We start from the raw sequence: 17874 nt of genomic DNA on the forward strand, positions 1-17874 counted from the left end.
TGGGCATAGCAAAACCTCCTCGTGTAGTTCTATTATCCTACACGGGGAGGTTTTTTGTCTATTGTCTACTTTTTACGGACCTGTTCATCGTTCCGGCGGCGGGATGCTTTTTATTTTTGTTCGGATTCCGCAAGAGGCGTGCCGTCCAGCAATTCGGAAAGCAGATTTTCGTCATGCAGAGCGATCAGATACTGTGTCTGTTCGGACAGATCGCCTTTCATGTCGTCCCGGATCCAGGGCATCAGAACACCCATGGCGGCACCGGACAAAAAGCGGGACAGAAATTCCAGTTCCTCGGAACGCATACCTGGACGGCATTCCAACAGGCGCTGGTGATAATACCGCTTCATGAAGTCATATATGTATTCCATGAGGCTGTTCTGGCCGGTGTAGGCCAGCGCGTTTTTATAAAACACTTTGTTCTGGCGAAAATATTCTTCCAGGCCGATCAGGAGGGATTGCCAACTGCCATACTTGGTGTGTTCAAAAAGGAACGGAGTGATTCCGGTTTGAAAATACCAGGTGACCAGATCATACTTGTCCGCAAAATGATAATAGAAGGTGTTTCGGCCTACGCCTGCCTTTTCCACAATGTCATTCACGGAAATCTTCTCCAGCGGCATGGCGAGCATCAGCTGCTGCAGACTTTCGGCGAGCAATAATTTGGTTCGGCTGGTTTTTGGCATGGTACGGTCCTCCTTCCGGAGCGGCAGACAAAGAACAGGGACAACACAAGGACAATATTTACTTATATTACACCATAATTACGAAAAAATAAAGTCAGGCACTTCTCCTTGTTTTGCCCGTTTTCTGTCCCGGAGGCTGTCGCTTTTTGCACAAAACCACCGTTTTGACCATGTACAATGGTTTGAATTTTGCGCTAAAATAGGCGTAAAAACAGGAGATATGTCGATTTTGGAACAAAAATGGAGGGACTCCTGTTTTTTAAAAAGGAGAGATGGTTATGCCAACCAATAAGATTGTACACGCAGCACAACGCGCGGCGTTCAGTGCTGCCATCGATGCGACCATTCACGCGGTGCGGGGGAAAGGTACCGAAAAAATGGCCGAAAACGCTGTGAAACTGATCGACCTGGGGGAGCCTCTGCTGAAAGACCGCTATCCCGCCAGCGCTTTTGATGCCGCCCGCAAGCTGGTGCAGGATCCCAACGGAAAATGGATGCAGTTTGCCTATCGCGCCATCAATGAAATTGACCCCAACGTCCTGAGGATGAACGTGCTGAACCTTGTCTTTGAAGGAATGCTCAGCGGCTACAACCAGGTGTGCGAGCTGCGGGAAAAGTACGACTGCAACATGCCCTGGATTTTGTTGTTTGACCCCACCTCGGCCTGCAACCTGCACTGCAAAGGCTGCTGGGCGGCCGAGTACGGCAATCGCCTGAACCTGAGCTATGAGGATATGGACCGCATTGTGACCGAAGGGGAAGAGCTGGGAATTCATTGGTATATGATGACCGGCGGGGAACCCATGTGCCGCAAGGACGATATCCTGAAACTGGCAGAAAAACACCAGACATCGGTGTTCCACCTGTTCACCAACGGTACTCTGATCGACGACGACTTCTGCGAAGCTGTGAAGAAGGTCGGCAATATGGCTTTCTTCCTGTCTGTGGAAGGCATTGAGGATGCCACCGATGACCGCCGCGGCGAGGGCGTCTTCAAGAAGGTCATGCACGCCATGGATCTGATGAAGAAGCACGGCTTGCTGTTCGGCACCTCCATCTGCTACACCAGCGCCAACTACAAGGCTGTCACCAGCGATGAGTTCATGGATATGCTGATCGATCACGGTGTTCGCTTCAACTGGTATTTCCATTACATGCCCATTGGTGCCGGCGCCAGCGTGGATCTGATGCTGAATCATGAACAGCGGGAATACATGTACCATCGTGTCCGCGAAATCCGCGGTCTGACCGGCGGCAAGCCGATTTTCTGCATCGACTTCCAGAATGACGGCGAATACGTGGACGGCTGCATTGCCGGCGGCCGCCAGTATGCCCACATCAACCCTAATGGCGATGTGGAGCCCTGTGTGTTCATTCACTACTCCGGCGCCAATATTCACGAGAAATCTCTGCTGGAATGCCTCCAGCAGCCGCTGTTCCGGGAATATCACAAGGGACAGCCCTTCAACAAGAATCATCTGCGTCCCTGCCCCATGCTGGAAAATCCGGAGTATCTGGCCGGGATGGTGGAGCGCAGCGGTGCCCACAGCACCGATCTGGAAAAGCCCGAGTCCACTTCTGACGTGTATCGCCGCTGCAAGCCTTATGCCGACCAGTGGACGCCCACCGCAGACAAACTCTGGGCAGAAGATCATCCCGCTGTGAAATCCTGATTACCTGCCATTGACAATCCCCTGATTCGCATACACAAAGCGCCCTGCCGCGGCTCACCCAGAGCCCGGCAGGGCGCTTTGTATTGCTGCGCGTTTTGCGCATTTTCTCACGCCGACAGGCATACACTGGGTATATCAACGCGAGGGGAAGGACGGTGCCGTGGTGAAAACAGTCATATACCTGGATATCCTTCTTTTGACAAACTTTCTCACGGCGTATGCGTTGCTGTCCGCAGCCGGACTTCTGGCGGGGCGTCAGGCGAGCTTTCCGCGTATGGTGGCAGCGTCGGTGCTGGCGGCGCTGTCAGCGCTGATCCTGTTTGCGCCGGAGCTGCCTTACGCGGCTCAGCTGGCCTATAAGCTGGGGACCGCAGCCATGATTGTGTGGTCGGCTTTTGGGCTTCGCCCGGTGCGGGCATACCTGACGGCGGTGTGCTGGTATACGGCGCTGAATCTGCTTTTGGCCGGGCTGTGCGTTCTGGCCATCCTGCAGACGGGAACAGACCTTTTGCAAACCGGAAACCTGGTGGTCTACCTGCGTATTTCTCCGGTACTTCTTCTTTTTCTGGCCGGACTGTGCAGCTTGACGGTATGGATTATTCTTCATTTCCTTGCTGCACCCCGGGGACAGGAGAAAACAGCGGGAATCGAACTGGAACTGTGCGGCGCCACAGTGCGCCTGCGGGCAGCTCTGGATACCGGTTGCCATCTCAAGGACCCGGTGACCTGCCTGCCTGTGCTGCTGGTCAGCTATCCGGATGCCCGTTCCCGTCTGCCGCAAGCGGTCTGCCGGTTTCTGGACGGATGGTTTTCCGGCAAGGATCCGGACACCGGGATGGAAGGGCTGACGCTCCGGCTGATTCCCTGCGCCACGGCGGCAGGGCCCAGCGTGCTGCCCGGGTTTTCGGTACGTCAGATCGGACTGATCACCTCAAACGGCGTGCTGGCGCTGGGGCGTACGGCTGTGGCTTTTACACAGCAGCCCTTTTTGGGCGGGTATGAAGCGTTGTATGGCAGTGACTTTCTATGATGAGGGGGAGGGTGCATATGAAACCGTTTCGGATGGTGGGACAGGCGTTGAGCCAGCTTTTTCTGCGATTGGGAATGCCCCAGGAGCTGTATTATATCAACGGGCCGGACACCTTACCTGCTCCGCTGGATCCACAGGCCGAAAAGCAGGTGTTTGCCGACCTGGCGGCGGGAAAGCCGGGCGCCCGGGACACCCTGATCACACATAATCTTCGCCTTGTGGTGTACATTGCCAAAAAGTTTGAAAGTCCTGCCGCCGGGGTGGAAGACATGATCTCCATCGGGACCATAGGGCTGATCAAAGCGGTCAATACCTTTGAGCCGGGCAAGAACATCAAGCTGGCCACCTATGCCAGCCGATGCATTGAAAACGAGATCCTGATGTATCTGCGCAAAAGTTCCAACCGTCGCCAGGATGCCAGCATCGACGAGCCGTTGAACACAGACTCCGACGGGAATGAACTGCTGCTCATGGATGTGTTGACCAGTGACGATGGGGAAGTGGGGGAAGAGCTGGAGCGCACCGCCGAACGGGTGGCCTTGCGCCAGGCGGTGGAACGATTGTCCGAGCGGGAGCGCATCATTATGGAAATGCGGTTTGGCCTGAACGGACAAAGTGAACACACCCAGAAGGAGGTGGCGGACAGCATCGGGATATCCCAGAGCTACATCTCCCGCCTGGAAAAGCGGATCATCAAACGGCTGCGGCGGGAAATCGAAACGGTGGTGTGAGCGGGCAGCTCAGAACGAAGCCGCCGAACTTTGCCGCACAAAATCCGTGGCCACACCTCCCAGCAGGTTCATCTCTGGGGTCTCGGCAAACAGGGCAAAGTCGAAGCCGTCCCTGGTCCATTGCAGCATGCCGTTGCGCCCCGGGGACTGACTTTGGATCACGGTGATGTCGTCAATGAGATAAGACTGAACGCTCTCATATTCCTGGTCGGTGAATTCATCCGGGATATCCATCGTACCGGTGGGGGCAGCACGCAGACGAGCAAAATTGTCCGGGGTGATCACGTATTCAATCTCAGCGGTTCCGTGGTTGATCAGCCACATGCGGTGGGGGACCAGAATTTCACTGTCGGGGTGTGATGTGATGGCAAAGCCGGCTGTGCGGGCATAATTGGGCGCAGTGTATTCTTGCTGTACGTTTCCGGTATCGGCTGTGTCGGTGGCGGGGTGCAGGGTCACAAACAGGGCGGCTGCCGTAGCCACAAACAGGGCGGAAGCCAGCAGGAAAAGATAAAACCATACGAATTCGGGCATACCGATCGACCTCCTTTGCGTCAGAGTATGCAGCTGGTCCCGGTTTTGTGCAGAATTTACCAGTCCGGTCCCTGTCTGCGTACAGTTGACTTTGCCCATACTGTCTGTACAAACAGACAGGGGAGGATTGGCTGAAATGTACGCAGGAAAAGTAGAAATCTGCGGGGTAAACACCGCACAGCTGCCGGTTTTGACCGAACGGCAGAAAACGGAACTTCTTTTGGCGGCCCGCAGCGGCAACGCCGCAGCAAGGCAGCAGATGATCCAGGGAAACCTGCGTCTGGTACTCAGCGTGGTACAGAAATTTGCCGGACGGGGAGAGAATCTGGATGATCTGTTCCAGGTGGGGTGCATCGGGCTGATCAAGGCCATCGATAATTTTGATCCCACCCTGAAAGTCCGCTTTTCCACCTATGGGGTGCCCATGATTGTGGGAGAGATCCGCCGCTTTTTGCGGGACAATACACCGGTGCGGGTCAGTCGTTCCATCCGGGACCTGGCGTACCATTCCATGCGCGCCCGGGAAGAATTGCAGAAGCAGACCGGGCGGGAACCCCGCGTTTCCGAAATCGCCAGCAAAGTGGGGGCCGCGCCGGAAAATGTGGCCATGGCCCTGGAATCGGTGGTGGAACCGGCCAGCCTGTCCGAGCCGGCTTACAGCGACGGGGAGGATTCCGTATGCCTGATGGATCGGGTCCCCGAAGCCGGCGGAGAGGACAGCTGGATCAGCGGCATCATGTTCAAGGATACCGTCCGGGCCTTGTCCGAACGGGAACGGCGCATTATTTCCCTGCGGTATCTGGCCGGCAAAACCCAGGTACAGGTGGCGCGGGAAATCGGCATCAGCCAGGCGCAGGTCAGCCGGCTGGAGAAAAACGCCCTGTGCCGGATCCGGGAACAGATTTCCTGCGGCTGACAACAAAAAAAGGTCCCACGGCAAACGTCCGTGGGACTCTTTTTATTGTTGCTGTTGCTGCTGTGCGGCACGCTGGGACTCTTCCTGCTCCCGCTTTTTGGCCCGAATCAGATCCCGGATGTTGCGGGAATCCGGCAGTTCCACCTTGCACAGACGCAAGGCGCGCTCAAAAGATTTGTGGTTTTTGTACAGGATACCGGTGATTCCCAGGTTGTAGGCTGCCTGGGCATTTTGCTTGTTGTCGTCGATGAAGATGGACTCATCGTAAGCCAGATGGTATTTCTGCATCAGCAGGGTATAAATCTGGGGATCCGGCTTGCAGACATGCACATCACAGGAGACGATTCCGCCATCGAAAAGCGGGAAAAAGTCCCGACGGCTGATTTCCTCGAAGGTATCCGACGCAATATTGGACAGATAATACAGGCGGTACCCGGCCAGCTTCAACTTGCACATGGTTTTTAAGGTGCGCTGGTTGGTCTGCAGAATGGACTCCCATTCGTCAATGACTGTCTGCACTTCAAAAGTGCGCCCGCACCTGGCTGCATTTTCCAGCATGATCCGGTTGGCGGTGCCGCGGGAGATCACACCCCGGTCCAGGTCTTCCCATTCTTTGCTGCCGAAGGTGAGCGTGTATACAATATCTTCGGCCTTTTTATTCATAAAACGGTCCATCAAAAAATCCTTCGGGGTAAAGTTCACAACGACCCCGCCAAGATCGAAGATGATGTTTTTGTACATAGATGTTGTCCTCCGCATGGAATGTTGCTCCTATTATACACGGAAATGGCAAAAGAAACAAACCCCAATCCGGTGCATATAGTAAATTCTGAGAGGAGGAGACGAGATGACTGTCTATGAGTTGAGCCAAAAAGATGTGATTCAGATTCAGTCGGGCGAAAACCTGGGCCGGGTAGACGATGTGGTGTTTGAGCAGGAAACAGCCAGAATCAGCCATCTGGTACTGCGGGGCAGGCCACACTGGCTGGGGTTGTTCGGTCGGGACGAAGACCTGGAAATTGCCTGGAAAGACGTGCAGAGCATCGGTGCCGATGTAATCATGGTGGATGTACAACCGGCGCCCGGACGAACCCAGCACCCCCGCCGCCGGTGCTTCGGCTGAGAGGCTTTACCCGATTTTGCAGGCATAAAAATTACCGTTTTCATCACAGGCGGCATAAAATGCCTCCCCGATCTGGCCGATTCCCTCTGCGTGCAGCTTTTGCTGCAGCCAGGCTTTGTCGCGGCCGCATTCCGTCAGGTTCCCCTCCATGATTTTTCCGTCCAGAATCAGGTCATACCAGAGGGAAGCGGGCGCAGGGGAGACTCCCACATCTGTGGCGGCTGCGGGCTTGTACTCACTGCGCGGCAAAAAGCTGATCTGACCGTTGGTTTCCAGAATGGCGCTGTCCAGCTCATTCAGGTCGTGATACCCGGAAACCCGGGCCTGTGCGAGAAACTCGTTCAGGTCAATGCCGGCTTTGCCCAACTGTTCTTTTCGGATGGAACCATGCTTCATCAGTACAATGGAATGCCCGTCAATGAGCACACGCAGCCATATACTTTTGCAAGCGCCATAGTGAACCAGCCAGGTGACAAGTCCGTATACAATCAAGGCGGTAAAGGGACGATACCAGCTTTCCAGGTTGGTGGCCATTTCAGCAGCGATGGATCCCACCGTGATGCTGTTGGCATAATCGAAGATGCTCATCTGGGAAATCTGGCGTTTGCCCCCCAAACGGGTGGTGATAAACATGACCACCAGAGATACAAAACTGAAAAGGACGACCTGAAGAATCTCCATCGTGATTTCCATACGCACAAAATCCTTCCTGCAGCGTTTTAAGCCGATGCGCAAAGTCATTGTCACAGGCATTTCGAAGACTTTATTTCAATATTTTGTACGTTTTGTAACATATTATACCAGTCCCTTGCTATTTGACGAAAAAGTCGCTACAATATACATTGTATTTTTGTACACCGGCGAAAAAACACAGGAACGGAAGGTTGTGTCCGCCTTGCAGCAGGTCTTTATCATCAACCCCGTGGCGGGCAAAAAAGATGCCAGTCACTGGCTGGTTCCGGCCATCCAGCAGGCGGCTTCCTTGGCAGGAATGACCCCGGAGATCCTGTGTACCGAGTATGCCGGCCAGGCCCGTCAGCTGACCGAAAAACTGGCCCGCTCCGGCCAGGAAGTGCACATTTATGCCTGCGGGGGAGACGGTACCCTGAATGAGGTTCTGCAGGCCGCTGCCGGACAGGAAACTGTGGCTGTAGGGTGTGTTCCGTGCGGAAGCGGCAACGATTTTGTGCGCAATTTTGGTGCGGCAGAGGATTTCCTGGATATGAACACCCAACTGCAGGCTGTGCCGGTGGTTTCGGATGCCCTGCAGACCAATCTGGGGGTGGGCGTGGCTATCTGCGCTGCCGGTGTGGATGCCCAGGTAGCCTACGGAATCCCCAAGTTCCGGCGCCTGCCGGGATGCGGCGGGACCATGGCCTACTCGTTGTCCATTGTACAAGCCATGTTGTCTCCGTTCGGACACCGGCTGCGGCTGTCCATTGACGGGGAGGAACACACGGGCACCTACATGATGATGGCTGTGTGCAACGGTCGGCTCTACGGCGGCGGGTACATGGCGGCTCCATACGCCAGAATGGACGACGGTCTGCTGGATGTGGTGCTGGTAAAGCCCATGTCCCGTCTGCGGATTGCGTCGGTGCTGGCTTTGTACCGGGAAGGAAAGCATCTGCGGGAAGACGGAACCGTACTTCCGTCGCTCACGCGCTGGATGTCTGTTTGCCGAGCACACCGGGTCAGCCTGGATGTGCTGGATTCACGCCCCATTGTTGCCACGCTGGACGGCGAATGCCGGCCGGTGCGGCATCTGGATATAGAAAATGTACCGGGCAGGCTGCGTCTGCTGCTGCCGCCCACGGTGCTGAAAAGTCAAACTGTTCTTGCCGGGGTCGACCCGTGCATGGCAGGGGACTCTGTCCCCGGGAGGGAAAAGAATGTCTGAACAGAAGGTCAAAATCAAGGTGACCCACAATGTCGTGCATTTGCCGGCCATTGCGCTGCGCGGGCTTGTGGTGTTTCCCAACAATATCATCCATTTTGAAGTGGGCCGCGCCAAGTCCATTGCAGCCATCGAAGCTGCCATGCACGGCAACAGCAGCATCTTCCTGGTTGCCCAGAAGGAGACCGACACCGAGGAACCCACCGCTGCCGATCTGTACAGCTTCGGTGTGATTGCCGAAATCAAGCAGGTGCTGCGTGTTTCCGATGAGCTGGTCAAGGTGTTGGTGGAAGGCAAAACCCGCGCCAAGCTCCTTTCACTGGACGATACCGGCAAGTATCTCATGGCCGAAGTGCGTACCGCGCCGGTGCGCGGCATTCCGGCGGCCAAGCGCAACCAGACCGAAGCGCTGGTGCGCAGTCTGAAGGATTGCTTTGAGGAGTATCTTTCCTACAGCCCGCAGATTTCCAAGGACATTGTCTATAACATTGTCTCTTCGGACAGTCCGCTGTACCTCAGCGAGTACATGCCCGCCAATCTGCTGTTCAAGTATGAGGACAAGCAGGCCATTCTCAACGAATCCACCCTGCTGGGCCGGCTGGAAAAGCTGCTGGTTCTGCTGCACCAGGAGTGCGACATCCTGTCCATCGAGAAGGATATCGACGATAAGGTCAATGTCCAGATGGACAAGAGTCAGCGAGACTATTATCTGCGGGAGCAGATGCACATTATCAGCGAGGAACTGGGTGACAGCGAGGATACCCGGGCTGAGGCCGACAATTACCGGGAGAAGATCCGGGCCCTGCATCTGGTGCAGGAGAGCGAAGAAAAGCTGCTGAAGGAATGCGACCGCCTGGCCCGCATGCAGGGCAACGCGGCGGAAATCAGTGTCATCCGCGGCTATCTGGATACCTGTCTGTCTCTGCCTTGGCATACCTATACCAAGGATGACTACGACCAGGCCCATGCCCGCCGTGTGCTGGACAAGGACCATTACGGTCTGCGCAAGGTCAAGGAGCGCATCCTGGAACTGCTGGCTGTTCGCAAACTGAACACCGAGGTCAAGGGGCAGATTATCTGCCTGGTAGGCCCTCCGGGCGTGGGCAAGACTTCCATCGCACGGTCCATTGCGTCCTGCATGGACCGGCAGTTTGCCCGCATGAGTCTGGGCGGTGTGCACGATGAGGCGGAAATCCGCGGCCATCGCCGTACATATATCGGCGCCATGCCCGGCCGGATCATCAACGCCATGATCAGCGCCAAGTCTGCCAACCCGGTCATCCTGTTGGATGAGATCGACAAACTGGCGGGGGACTACCGGGGCGATCCGGCCAGTGCCCTGCTGGAAGTGCTGGACCCGGAGCAGAACCGTACCTTTAAGGACAATTTCTTGGATATTCCGTTTGATCTGAGCGATGTGCTCTTCATCACCACGGCCAACGACGCATCCACCATTCCGGGGCCGCTGCTGGACCGTATGGATGTGATTGAGCTGCCCAGCTATACCCGCGTGGAGAAATACAATATTGCCAAGCGGCACCTGCTGCCCAAGCAGCTGAAGAACAATGGCCTGACCGGACGGGTCAACCTGACCTCCGGGGCCATTTATGCCGTTATCGACAGCTACACCCGGGAGGCTGGTGTGCGCAGCCTGGAGCGTACCATCACGGCGGTGCTGCGCAAGTGTGCCCTGAAAATCGCTTCCGGCGAGGCAGAGCATATGAGTGTGACCGCACCCATGCTGAAAAACCTGCTTGGTCCCGAAAAGGTCAAGCCCACCTTCATTTCCCGCAGTGACGCCGTGGGCATTGCCAACGGCCTGGCCTGGACCAGCGTGGGCGGCGAGATGCTGCCGGTGGAAGTCAGTGTGATTCCCAACGGCGCAGGTAAGATCGAGCTGACCGGCAGCTTGGGGGACGTGATGAAGGAGAGCGCCCACCTGGCGGTTACCTATGCCCGGGTTCATGCCCAGCAGTACGGCATTGCGGCCGATGCGTTCAAGAACATTGATCTGCATATCCACGCACCGGAAGGCGCTGTTCCCAAGGATGGCCCCTCTGCGGGTGTCACCCTGACCACGGCCCTGATTTCGGCGCTGTCCGGTCTGCCGGTGCGCCATGACCTGGCCATGACCGGCGAGATTACCCTGCACGGCAGTGTTCTGCCCATCGGTGGGTTGAAGGAAAAGAGCATGGCGGCTTACCGGGAAGGCATCCACACCGTGATGATTCCCAAGGACAACGAATCCGATCTGTATGAAGTGGATGAGGAAGTGAAAAAGGCCATCCGGTTTATTCCGGTCAGCGATCTTTCTCAGGTCCTGAAAGAAGCCCTGATCCGTCCCGCCGTGGCTACGCCCCGCGCGTCGGTCACGGTACCGCCGGCCACCCAGCTCATCGCAACGGATGCTTCGGCGGCCAAAGAGCCCGCTACCGTGATGTAAAGGAGGGTGGGCATGAATTACAATCGCAGTGAATTTCAGGCTTCCTATGGTATTTCCAGCCAGCTGCCCGAAGCCGACCGCCCGGAATTTGCCTTCTCCGGACGGTCCAATGTGGGCAAGTCCAGCCTGATCAACAAACTGTGCAACCGCAAGAATCTGGCCCGTGTCAGTGCCACGCCGGGCAAAACGGCTACCATCAATTTCTATCGGGTGGACACTGCCTATTTTGTGGACCTGCCCGGCTACGGCTTTGCCAAGGTCTCCAACGCTGAGCGTGCCCGCTGGGACGAGCTGATCAACGGCTACTTTGAGGCCGGCCGTCCGCTGAAGCTGCTGGTCCAGCTGCTGGACTGCCGCCACGATCCCAGTGCCGACGACCGCCAGATGCTGGAGTATCTGCGGTATCATGGCATTCCTTTCGTGGTGGTGCTGACCAAGGCGGACAAGCTGAAGAAGTCGGAGCTGGCGCCTTGCCAGGCCCGCTTTGAGGCTATCTGCGCCGAGTACGGCTGCCGCCGGGTCTTCCTCACCAGTGCCGAAAAAGGCACCGGCGTGGAGGAAGTGCGGGCCTGCCTGGATGCACAGCTGGAGGCCGCGGACTGATGGCGTACAACGAATTTGCGTACTTTTATGATGAACTGAACGAGGCGGCGGATTACGGCGCCTTGTATCGGTATGTTGTTTCGGAACTGGCAGCCCACGGCGTAACCGATGGGCTGCTGGCCGATCTGGGGTGTGGCACCGGGGAACTGACTCTGATGCTGTCCCAGGCCGGATATGATGTGATCGGCATTGACCGGTCGGAAGAAATGCTCAGTGTTCTGCGGGAAAAGGCGGACGAGCTGGGCATGACGGGCCGGGTCCTGCTGCTGCAGCAGGACCTTTTGCAGTTGGATCTGTACGGGACCATTCGGGCGGCGGTGTCCACCTTTGATACCTACAACCACATCGGCCCGCTGGAAAACTTTGAAAAAGCCATTGCCAAGGCGGCCTTTTTTATGGAAAAGGACGGTGTGTTCCTCTTTGATCTGAACACACCGTATAAGCACGCCGAAGTATTGGGCGGCCAGACCTTTGATCTGGATGCTGAGGACGCCCTGTGCCACTGGACCAACCGATACGATGCGGCCAGCGGCCGGGTGGATATTTCCATCGAAATCCGGGAAAAAGAAACCGGGGACGTATGGAAAGAGGAATTTTCCGAGTACAGCTATCCGCTGCCCACCGTAAAGGAACTGCTGGACAAATATGGGTTCACGGTGGCGCGGGTGGCGGACGGAGAGGATTTCGGCCCCGTGCGCCAGGACAGCCAGCGCTGGATCATCACGGCTGTCAAACGCTATACACAAGAGGAGAAGTAAACCATGGCTCAGGATAATTTGCTGCGCGGAATTTCCGAAAACGGCGGCATTGTATTTTATGGGGTGGATTCCACCGAAATCGTGCGCGAAATGGAGCGCATGCACAAGACCAGCGCTGTTACCACGGCGGCGCTGGGACGCCTTCTGACGGCGGCGGCCATGATGGGGGCAATGCTGAAGAGCAGCAAGGACTCTCTGACGCTGCAGATCAAGGGAGGCGGCCCTGCGGGCCGTCTGATGGCCGTTGCCGACGGGGAAGGTCATGTGAAGGGGTACGTGCAAAACCCCGTTGTGGAGCTTCCCCCGCGGGCTGACGGGCATCTGGATGTGGGCAGTGCCGTGGGCCATGACGGGACCCTGGATGTGATCCGGGATATGGGGCTGCGGGAACCGTATATCGGGCAGGTGCCGCTGGTCTCCGGCGAGATCGCCGAGGATGTGACCCGCTACTTTGCTGTCAGTGAGCAGACGCCTACCGTCTGCGCTTTGGGCGTGCTGGTCAACGAAGATCTGAGTGTGCGCTGCGCCGGCGGCTTTATTGTGCAGCTGCTGCCGGGAGCCACAGACAGCGAGATCGACCAGCTGGAAAAGAACATTGCCGCCATGCCCAGTGTGACCTCCATGATGGAGCAGGGGAAGAGCGTGCAGGATATGCTGGATATGGCTCTGGACACTTTTGCGCCCGAAGTGCTGGATACCAGCTCGGTGGTCTACCACTGCGACTGCAGTGAAGAGCGGGTGCGCCGTATGCTGAAAAGTCTTGGCAAAAGTGAAGTGGAAAAATTGCGGGATGAAGATCCCACGGCAGAGGTGCATTGCCAGTTTTGCGACAAAATCTACCGTGTTGACTTGAATGATTTTTTGAAAAATTGGCCTGACAACGCGGAAAATAAAAAAGTTTGATTTTTTTCAAAAAAATGGAGAGAAAATGCTTGACAAATCGGGCTGGATGCAGTAAAATAACATTCGTCGCCCGGAGAGAGCACGACAAGCTGAAAGAAAGCGAAGCAAGCTAAACTCTCCAATATGCGGCCGTAGCTCATCTGGTAGAGCGCCACCTTGCCAAGGTGGAGGTAGCGAGTTCGAGCCTCGTCGGCCGCTCCATTAAGGGAGTTTAGCTCAGCTGGGAGAGCATCTGCCTTACAAGCAGAGGGTCAGCGGTTCGAGCCCGTTAACTCCCACTTGTGGCCCGGTAGTTCAGTTGGTTAGAACGCTAGCCTGTCACGCTAGAGGTCGTCAGTTCGAGCCTGATTCGGGTCGCCATTTGCCTCTGTAGCTCAGTCGGTAGAGCAGGGGACTGAAAATCCCCGTGTCATTGGTTCGATTCCGATCGGAGGCACCATTTTTCTCTGGCGTTCTCTTTGTAAAGAGAACGCAATATGCGGCCGTAGCTCATCTGGTAGAGCGCCACCTTGCCAAGGTGGAGGTAGCGAGTTCGAGCCTCGTCGGCCGCTCCAACAAAATAGCAAAGTACCGGCGCTAAGCCGGTATTTTGCTCATAAGGTGACGTGGCCAAGTGGTAAGGCAAGGGTCTGCAAAACCCTCATTCACCAGTTCAAATCTGGTCGTCACCTCCAAAAAAGCAGAGCGGACAAATTGTCCGCTCTGCTTTTTTGTTTGTGGAAACTGCTAGAAATTTTTAATTTAGCATTAGAATGATGGATTCCGTTATCAGAGGTTGTAACATAAGCCAACAGGAGAAAAGGTGAAATACAAATTCTCCTGCGGCGTATAACATGGGATACCTGGCGTGCAGAAGCGGCAGCGTTGCACGGAAAAAAATCCCCCGCTGCACAAAAAGAAGACCTTGTTCCAGCACGTGCCAGAGTTGAAGGATGAAGGCACTGATACCTACGCACGCCAGGGCGGCAAGCAAGGTTGATCCTGTTCGTTCTGGCGACAGTACGCTGCCTGTCCAGCTCCAATCGATCGCTGCCTGAGCGGGCAGCGAAAAGATCATCCGGAGTCCCTGCGCAACGGTCAACCAGAACAGGGCACTGCGGGCTCCGCTCCACAGGATGCGGCCGGGACGCAACATGGTCACAAAGTCTTCCAGTGTTTCGTCCGAAGGCGCCTCCTGTGCGCTGCCGGCATGCATCAGCTGGGACAAACTCAGCCCTAGGGCGTCCGCCAAGGGCTCCAGGGTATTGATGTCCGGAAAGCCGATGCCACGCTCCCAGCGGCTGACGGCCTTGTCAGTCACATGAATCTGTTCAGCCAGTTCCGCCTGGGTCAAACCTCGTTCCCGCCGCGTTGCGGCCAGAAAAGCTCCGAAAGTTTTCGCATCCATTTGACGGTACCTCCTTTGGTATAACCATACCACGGACAAGGCTGAAAAGTAAATCGACGATTCCTTTACTTCGGATATTGGAGAATAGTATATATAGAAAACCGCCTCCCGATACCATAGCGGGAGGCGGTTTGACTCATTTCAGGGTTCCATTCAGGATTTGCTGGTAATACCAGGGCTTTGGCGCGTGGAATACTTTTCCGGCCAGGGAGGCAAAGCGTTCATCCTTGATCTGTTTGGGAAAAGCCAGCTCCCAGGCGCACAGCGCCTGATATTTGAGCTTCAGTTCCCGGTTGGCGGCGTTGTTGCCGTATTTGCTGTCGCCCAGAATGGGGCAGCCGATGCTGGCCAGATGTGCCCGGATCTGATGGGTGCGACCGGTAACCAGATTCACCCGTAGAAGGGCCAGGCGGCCGCTTACAGCGATGGTGTCATAGGAGGTGACAATCTCCTTTGCCCCGGGCTTGGGAGCGTCCAGAACGCGTACCAGCCCGCGCTCGGCGTCCTTCATCAAGAAGCCTTTTAGCGTATCCGCCGGGGGGATGGGTCTGCCAAAAGTGACACACAGATAGGTTTTGCGGATCTGGTGTTCCCGGATGGTGTCGGTCAGGAACTGTTCTGTCTCGGGATTCTTGGCCAGCAGAACCAGGCCGCTGGTGCCGGTATCCAGCCGGTGGCACAGCCGGATGGCACTCTCGTCTTTCAAGCGGCCCTCCTCGTACAGTTTGCGCAACACCCTGCCGCGCAGCGTGTCGGCGTCGTCTCCGTCCACCGGGATGCCCGCCGGTTTCAGCGCCACAATCAGGTCATCGTTTTCGTAGGTGAACTCTGCCGGGGCGCGGCAGGCAAGAAACCAGGGACCGTCCTGCGCGGTCAGCCCCAGCTGGTCGTCCAACAGATAGATGCGGATTACGTCTCCATTTTGCACACGGGTGGAAAGGGGCTGCTTTTTTCCGTTCAGTTTGATTTTGTTTTCCCGCAGGGCCTTGTTCAACCTGCCGGGGCCCAACACGGGGAATTGCTGCATCAAATACTTGTCCAGGCGGACCGGCAGCAAAGATTTCACTTTCAGTTCTTGCATGGGATCGTCTCCAGTTCCTGCCCCCACAAAACGGTGGCATCTTCAATGTTCAGGGTAACCATCAGCCAACCGGGATCACTGTCGTCCAGGTCGATGATTGCGTAGGTCTGGCCGTTGGCTGTTATGGCTGCAGCGTCTTCCAGCTTTTGGCGTGCAAAGGGAGAGTCGGCAAAACAGACGGTTTTCTTGGTGCTGTCCAGAACGCCCTTGTTCCACAAGGCGTCGGTGTAGTCGGCAATGCGCAGGGGATAGTTCTCATCATAAGGAATGCAGGCTTCGTCCAGGGAGCAGCCGGCCATGCCGGGGGCAATCACGTACCAGCTGCCGTCGGCGCCATCGATTCGCCCGCACCAGGCGCCGCTGTCCTTTACCGGCTCTACCGCCTGTAGGAAAGCGCCTTCTTCCGCGAACAGATACAAGGTGTCTTCCCGCAGAATGCCTTGTGCCAGCTCTTGGCGATAGGTCTCCCGCTGGGTTTCCAATGCGGCGGCGTCATACCGAGCGGCGAAGGGATCGTTGGTGGACATCCCGTGGTCGGCCGCATACAGCGCCAAGTGCAAGGCATCAGTCTGCAGACCATTCATGGAAACAATCGAAGCATACCGCCCCTCGGCCTGTTGCCAGAAAGAACTGGTCAGGGTGGAGGGAAAGGCCTGGGTGGTTTGTGCCTGGTCAAATGCCTGATGCCGCTGTACAAGACCAGGAGCGATGTCCAGCAATTGGATTGCGGCCATACAGGTGATGGCAATGCAGCAAACCCGTTTGCGGGACGACAACCGGAAAATTCCCACACAGGCACACAGAATCAACAGATAGTACACCGGCCAGAACATTCGTCCGCCGGACCGGAACACCGAAAAAAGCTTAATCAAAGAGGCAGGCAGGGGGAGAACCGCCAGGGTGGCGCCGTTGGCGGTAATGACGTGGCTGACCGCAAAAGCCGTCAGAACCAGATAGACCAAGCAGAGCGTCCAATGGTGGCACAGCGTTCGCCAGAAAGCTGTGGGGTGGTGGAACAGATGAACGATCAGGCAAAGGACCAGTCCGCACAGCACCCCGAACCCCAGATAGGCAAAGGCATCGTAGTTGCCGCCAACCTGGTTCTGCATGGGCAGGATTAGGCTCCAGTCCACGCCGTTGACTCCGGCCGGATTCCACAGGCTGTTCAGGTTCATGCCGAAGTAGCCGTACAGCGCATCGCTGCCGCCGGTGGCGGTGCCGTAAAACAAACCAAAGACCCACCCTGCGGCGACGGTCAGGGCAAGGTCAGCCCCAAGCCACAGACCGGGATACAGCCATTTGCGATTGGCGACAGCATGGTGAAGCAGCAGCGCAAAGGTGATGGCGTAGGTCATGGGAACGAAGTACGGGTGAATGGTAATGGTCAGAATATTCAGGGCAAACAGTCCGGGAAAGGCAAATCGGTTTGTCCGGAATCCTTTGCAATAGTAATACAGAGCTGCCAGAAGGAAAAATTGGGCAGACAGGGAGGTATGGCGGAACACCCGCTCCCACAAAACAGGGCTGAATACAAACAGCAGGTCTCCCATAAGTGGGCTGGCTACACCCTGGCAGAACAGCCCCAACAGCCGGGCGCCAAATGCCCCTTGTGCCATCAGGCAAAGCAGAGTAAACCAGCCGAAATACTGGAAAGTATCCGGCAAAACAGGAGAAAGCAACCGGAACAAGGCAGCCAGCAGGGGAATCGAGTCGGTATATGCCACGCTGAGACCCTGAGGAGCGTTGATGTTGGTGGCAATACACAGGGGAAACGAAAAACCGCTTTGCCTGTAAAACAGCCAGCCGGCATAATGCTGCTGGATGTCTTTCTCTATGTACCCGCCCCGACAGAAAGCGTCGTTGGTCACATCCAGGGGGCTAAACCCAAATATCAGAAAAAAGGCGACCGCCCCCAGTGCGGCACCACATAAAAGCAGCAGGCGCTCCCGGTGTCTGGCTGCGGCTGTGATCATAATATGCATCACCCCGTATAGCTTGTTGGAATGACCTCATTCTATCATAAAAACCGACGCTTGTACAATGTCGGCAATGGGCGATGGTGCGGCAGCATTCGGCAGGAAGAAGCCATTGGATTGACAAGCAGGCATG

General features: G+C 56.3%; 17 protein-coding genes and 6 tRNA genes. 16 read left to right on the forward strand and 7 right to left on the reverse strand.

The window, feature by feature from the left end; translation table 11 throughout:
* Positions 1–110: 110 nt before the first annotated feature.
* Positions 111–686, reverse strand: coding sequence for a TetR/AcrR family transcriptional regulator C-terminal domain-containing protein (locus H6B15_RS10010; protein WP_204647851.1), 576 nt, complete (start codon positions 684–686; stop codon positions 111–113).
* A 278-nt stretch (positions 687–964) separates the two neighbouring features.
* On the opposite strand from H6B15_RS10010, the gene H6B15_RS10015 reads away from it, so the two are divergent.
* The 3 genes from H6B15_RS10015 to sigK all read left to right on the forward strand — a co-directional run bounded on the left by H6B15_RS10015 (position 965) and on the right by sigK (position 4120).
* Positions 965–2359 (forward strand): radical SAM protein, encoded by a 1395-nt coding sequence (locus H6B15_RS10015; RefSeq protein ID WP_204647852.1) that lies wholly within the window; start codon positions 965–967, stop codon positions 2357–2359.
* Between the two features lie 163 nt (positions 2360–2522).
* A complete protein-coding gene (locus H6B15_RS10020; protein WP_204647853.1) occupies positions 2523–3389 on the forward strand; it encodes a sigma-E processing peptidase SpoIIGA in 867 nt (288 codons plus the stop codon).
* 17 nt (positions 3390–3406) lie between these two features.
* A complete protein-coding gene (gene sigK / locus H6B15_RS10025) occupies positions 3407–4120 on the forward strand; it encodes an RNA polymerase sporulation sigma factor SigK (RefSeq protein ID WP_204647854.1) in 714 nt (237 codons plus the stop codon).
* A gap of 9 nt (positions 4121–4129) precedes the next feature.
* On the opposite strand, the gene H6B15_RS10030 is transcribed toward sigK, so the two are convergent.
* A complete protein-coding gene (locus H6B15_RS10030) occupies positions 4130–4654 on the reverse strand; it encodes a hypothetical protein (RefSeq protein ID WP_204647855.1) in 525 nt (174 codons plus the stop codon).
* A gap of 136 nt (positions 4655–4790) precedes the next feature.
* On the opposite strand from H6B15_RS10030, the gene H6B15_RS10035 reads away from it, so the two are divergent.
* A complete protein-coding gene (locus H6B15_RS10035) occupies positions 4791–5570 on the forward strand; it encodes a SigB/SigF/SigG family RNA polymerase sigma factor (protein ID WP_204647856.1) in 780 nt (259 codons plus the stop codon).
* Between the two features lie 42 nt (positions 5571–5612).
* Here H6B15_RS10035 and H6B15_RS10040 read toward each other — a convergent pair whose 3' ends face one another.
* The gene (locus H6B15_RS10040) at positions 5613–6311 is read right to left on the reverse strand and encodes an HAD family hydrolase (protein WP_204647857.1); all 699 of its coding nucleotides are present in this window, start codon (positions 6309–6311) and stop codon (positions 5613–5615) included.
* A gap of 106 nt (positions 6312–6417) precedes the next feature.
* Between H6B15_RS10040 and H6B15_RS10045 the strand changes: the two genes are divergently transcribed.
* Positions 6418–6693, forward strand: a complete 276-nt coding sequence (locus tag H6B15_RS10045; protein WP_204647858.1) for a YlmC/YmxH family sporulation protein — start codon at positions 6418–6420, stop codon at positions 6691–6693.
* Between the two features lie 6 nt (positions 6694–6699).
* Here the strand turns inward: H6B15_RS10045 and H6B15_RS10050 are convergent, their stop codons facing one another.
* A complete protein-coding gene (locus H6B15_RS10050; RefSeq protein WP_204647859.1) occupies positions 6700–7386 on the reverse strand; it encodes a DUF421 domain-containing protein in 687 nt (228 codons plus the stop codon).
* Between the two features lie 202 nt (positions 7387–7588).
* Between H6B15_RS10050 and H6B15_RS10055 the strand changes: the two genes are divergently transcribed.
* The 11 genes from H6B15_RS10055 (at position 7589) to H6B15_RS10105 (ending at position 13971) form a co-directional block, all read left to right on the forward strand.
* Positions 7589–8593 carry a diacylglycerol/lipid kinase family protein gene (locus H6B15_RS10055; RefSeq protein WP_204647860.1) on the forward strand — a complete coding sequence of 335 codons (1005 nt, stop codon included), beginning with the start codon at positions 7589–7591 and terminating at the stop codon, positions 8591–8593.
* Entirely contained in the window at positions 8586–11033 is a 2448-nt protein-coding gene (lon, locus tag H6B15_RS10060; RefSeq protein WP_204647861.1) for an endopeptidase La, read from the forward strand. Before H6B15_RS10055 ends, lon begins: the two co-directional genes overlap by 8 nt.
* Before the next feature lie 12 nt (positions 11034–11045).
* On the forward strand, positions 11046–11636 hold the full coding sequence (gene yihA, locus H6B15_RS10065) for a ribosome biogenesis GTP-binding protein YihA/YsxC (RefSeq protein WP_204647862.1): 591 nt from the start codon (positions 11046–11048) through the stop codon (positions 11634–11636).
* Positions 11636–12394: a class I SAM-dependent DNA methyltransferase gene (locus tag H6B15_RS10070; protein WP_204647863.1), complete on the forward strand. Its 759-nt coding sequence runs from the start codon at positions 11636–11638 to the stop codon at positions 12392–12394. Before yihA ends, H6B15_RS10070 begins: the two co-directional genes overlap by 1 nt.
* 3 nt (positions 12395–12397) lie before the next feature.
* On the forward strand, positions 12398–13297 hold the full coding sequence (gene hslO / locus H6B15_RS10075) for an Hsp33 family molecular chaperone HslO (protein WP_204647864.1): 900 nt from the start codon (positions 12398–12400) through the stop codon (positions 13295–13297).
* Positions 13298–13422: 125 nt separating this feature from the next.
* Positions 13423–13498 (forward strand) — tRNA-Gly (locus tag H6B15_RS10080).
* 4 nt (positions 13499–13502) lie between these two features.
* Positions 13503–13575: transfer RNA gene (locus tag H6B15_RS10085), tRNA-Val, on the forward strand.
* 5 nt (positions 13576–13580) lie between these two features.
* Positions 13581–13657 (forward strand) — tRNA-Asp (locus tag H6B15_RS10090).
* A 3-nt stretch (positions 13658–13660) separates the two neighbouring features.
* Positions 13661–13736, forward strand: a tRNA-Phe gene (locus tag H6B15_RS10095).
* A gap of 39 nt (positions 13737–13775) precedes the next feature.
* Positions 13776–13851, forward strand: a tRNA-Gly gene (locus tag H6B15_RS10100).
* A 45-nt stretch (positions 13852–13896) separates the two neighbouring features.
* Positions 13897–13971, forward strand: a tRNA-Cys gene (locus H6B15_RS10105).
* Between the two features lie 62 nt (positions 13972–14033).
* On the opposite strand, the gene H6B15_RS10110 is transcribed toward H6B15_RS10105, so the two are convergent.
* From H6B15_RS10110 to H6B15_RS10120, 3 genes are all read right to left on the reverse strand, one after another.
* Positions 14034–14684, reverse strand: coding sequence for a helix-turn-helix domain-containing protein (locus tag H6B15_RS10110; RefSeq protein ID WP_204647865.1), 651 nt, complete (start codon positions 14682–14684; stop codon positions 14034–14036).
* 136 nt (positions 14685–14820) lie between these two features.
* Entirely contained in the window at positions 14821–15765 is a 945-nt protein-coding gene (locus tag H6B15_RS10115) for an RluA family pseudouridine synthase (protein ID WP_204647866.1), read from the reverse strand.
* Positions 15753–17738 carry a DUF6311 domain-containing protein gene (locus H6B15_RS10120; RefSeq protein ID WP_204647867.1) on the reverse strand — a complete coding sequence of 662 codons (1986 nt, stop codon included), beginning with the start codon at positions 17736–17738 and terminating at the stop codon, positions 15753–15755. Before H6B15_RS10120 ends, H6B15_RS10115 begins: the two co-directional genes overlap by 13 nt.
* Between the last annotated feature and the right edge of the window lie 136 nt (positions 17739–17874).

This window comes from Gemmiger formicilis, from assembly GCF_016900095.1.
GTDB lineage: Bacteria > Bacillota > Clostridia > Oscillospirales > Ruminococcaceae > Gemmiger > Gemmiger formicilis_A.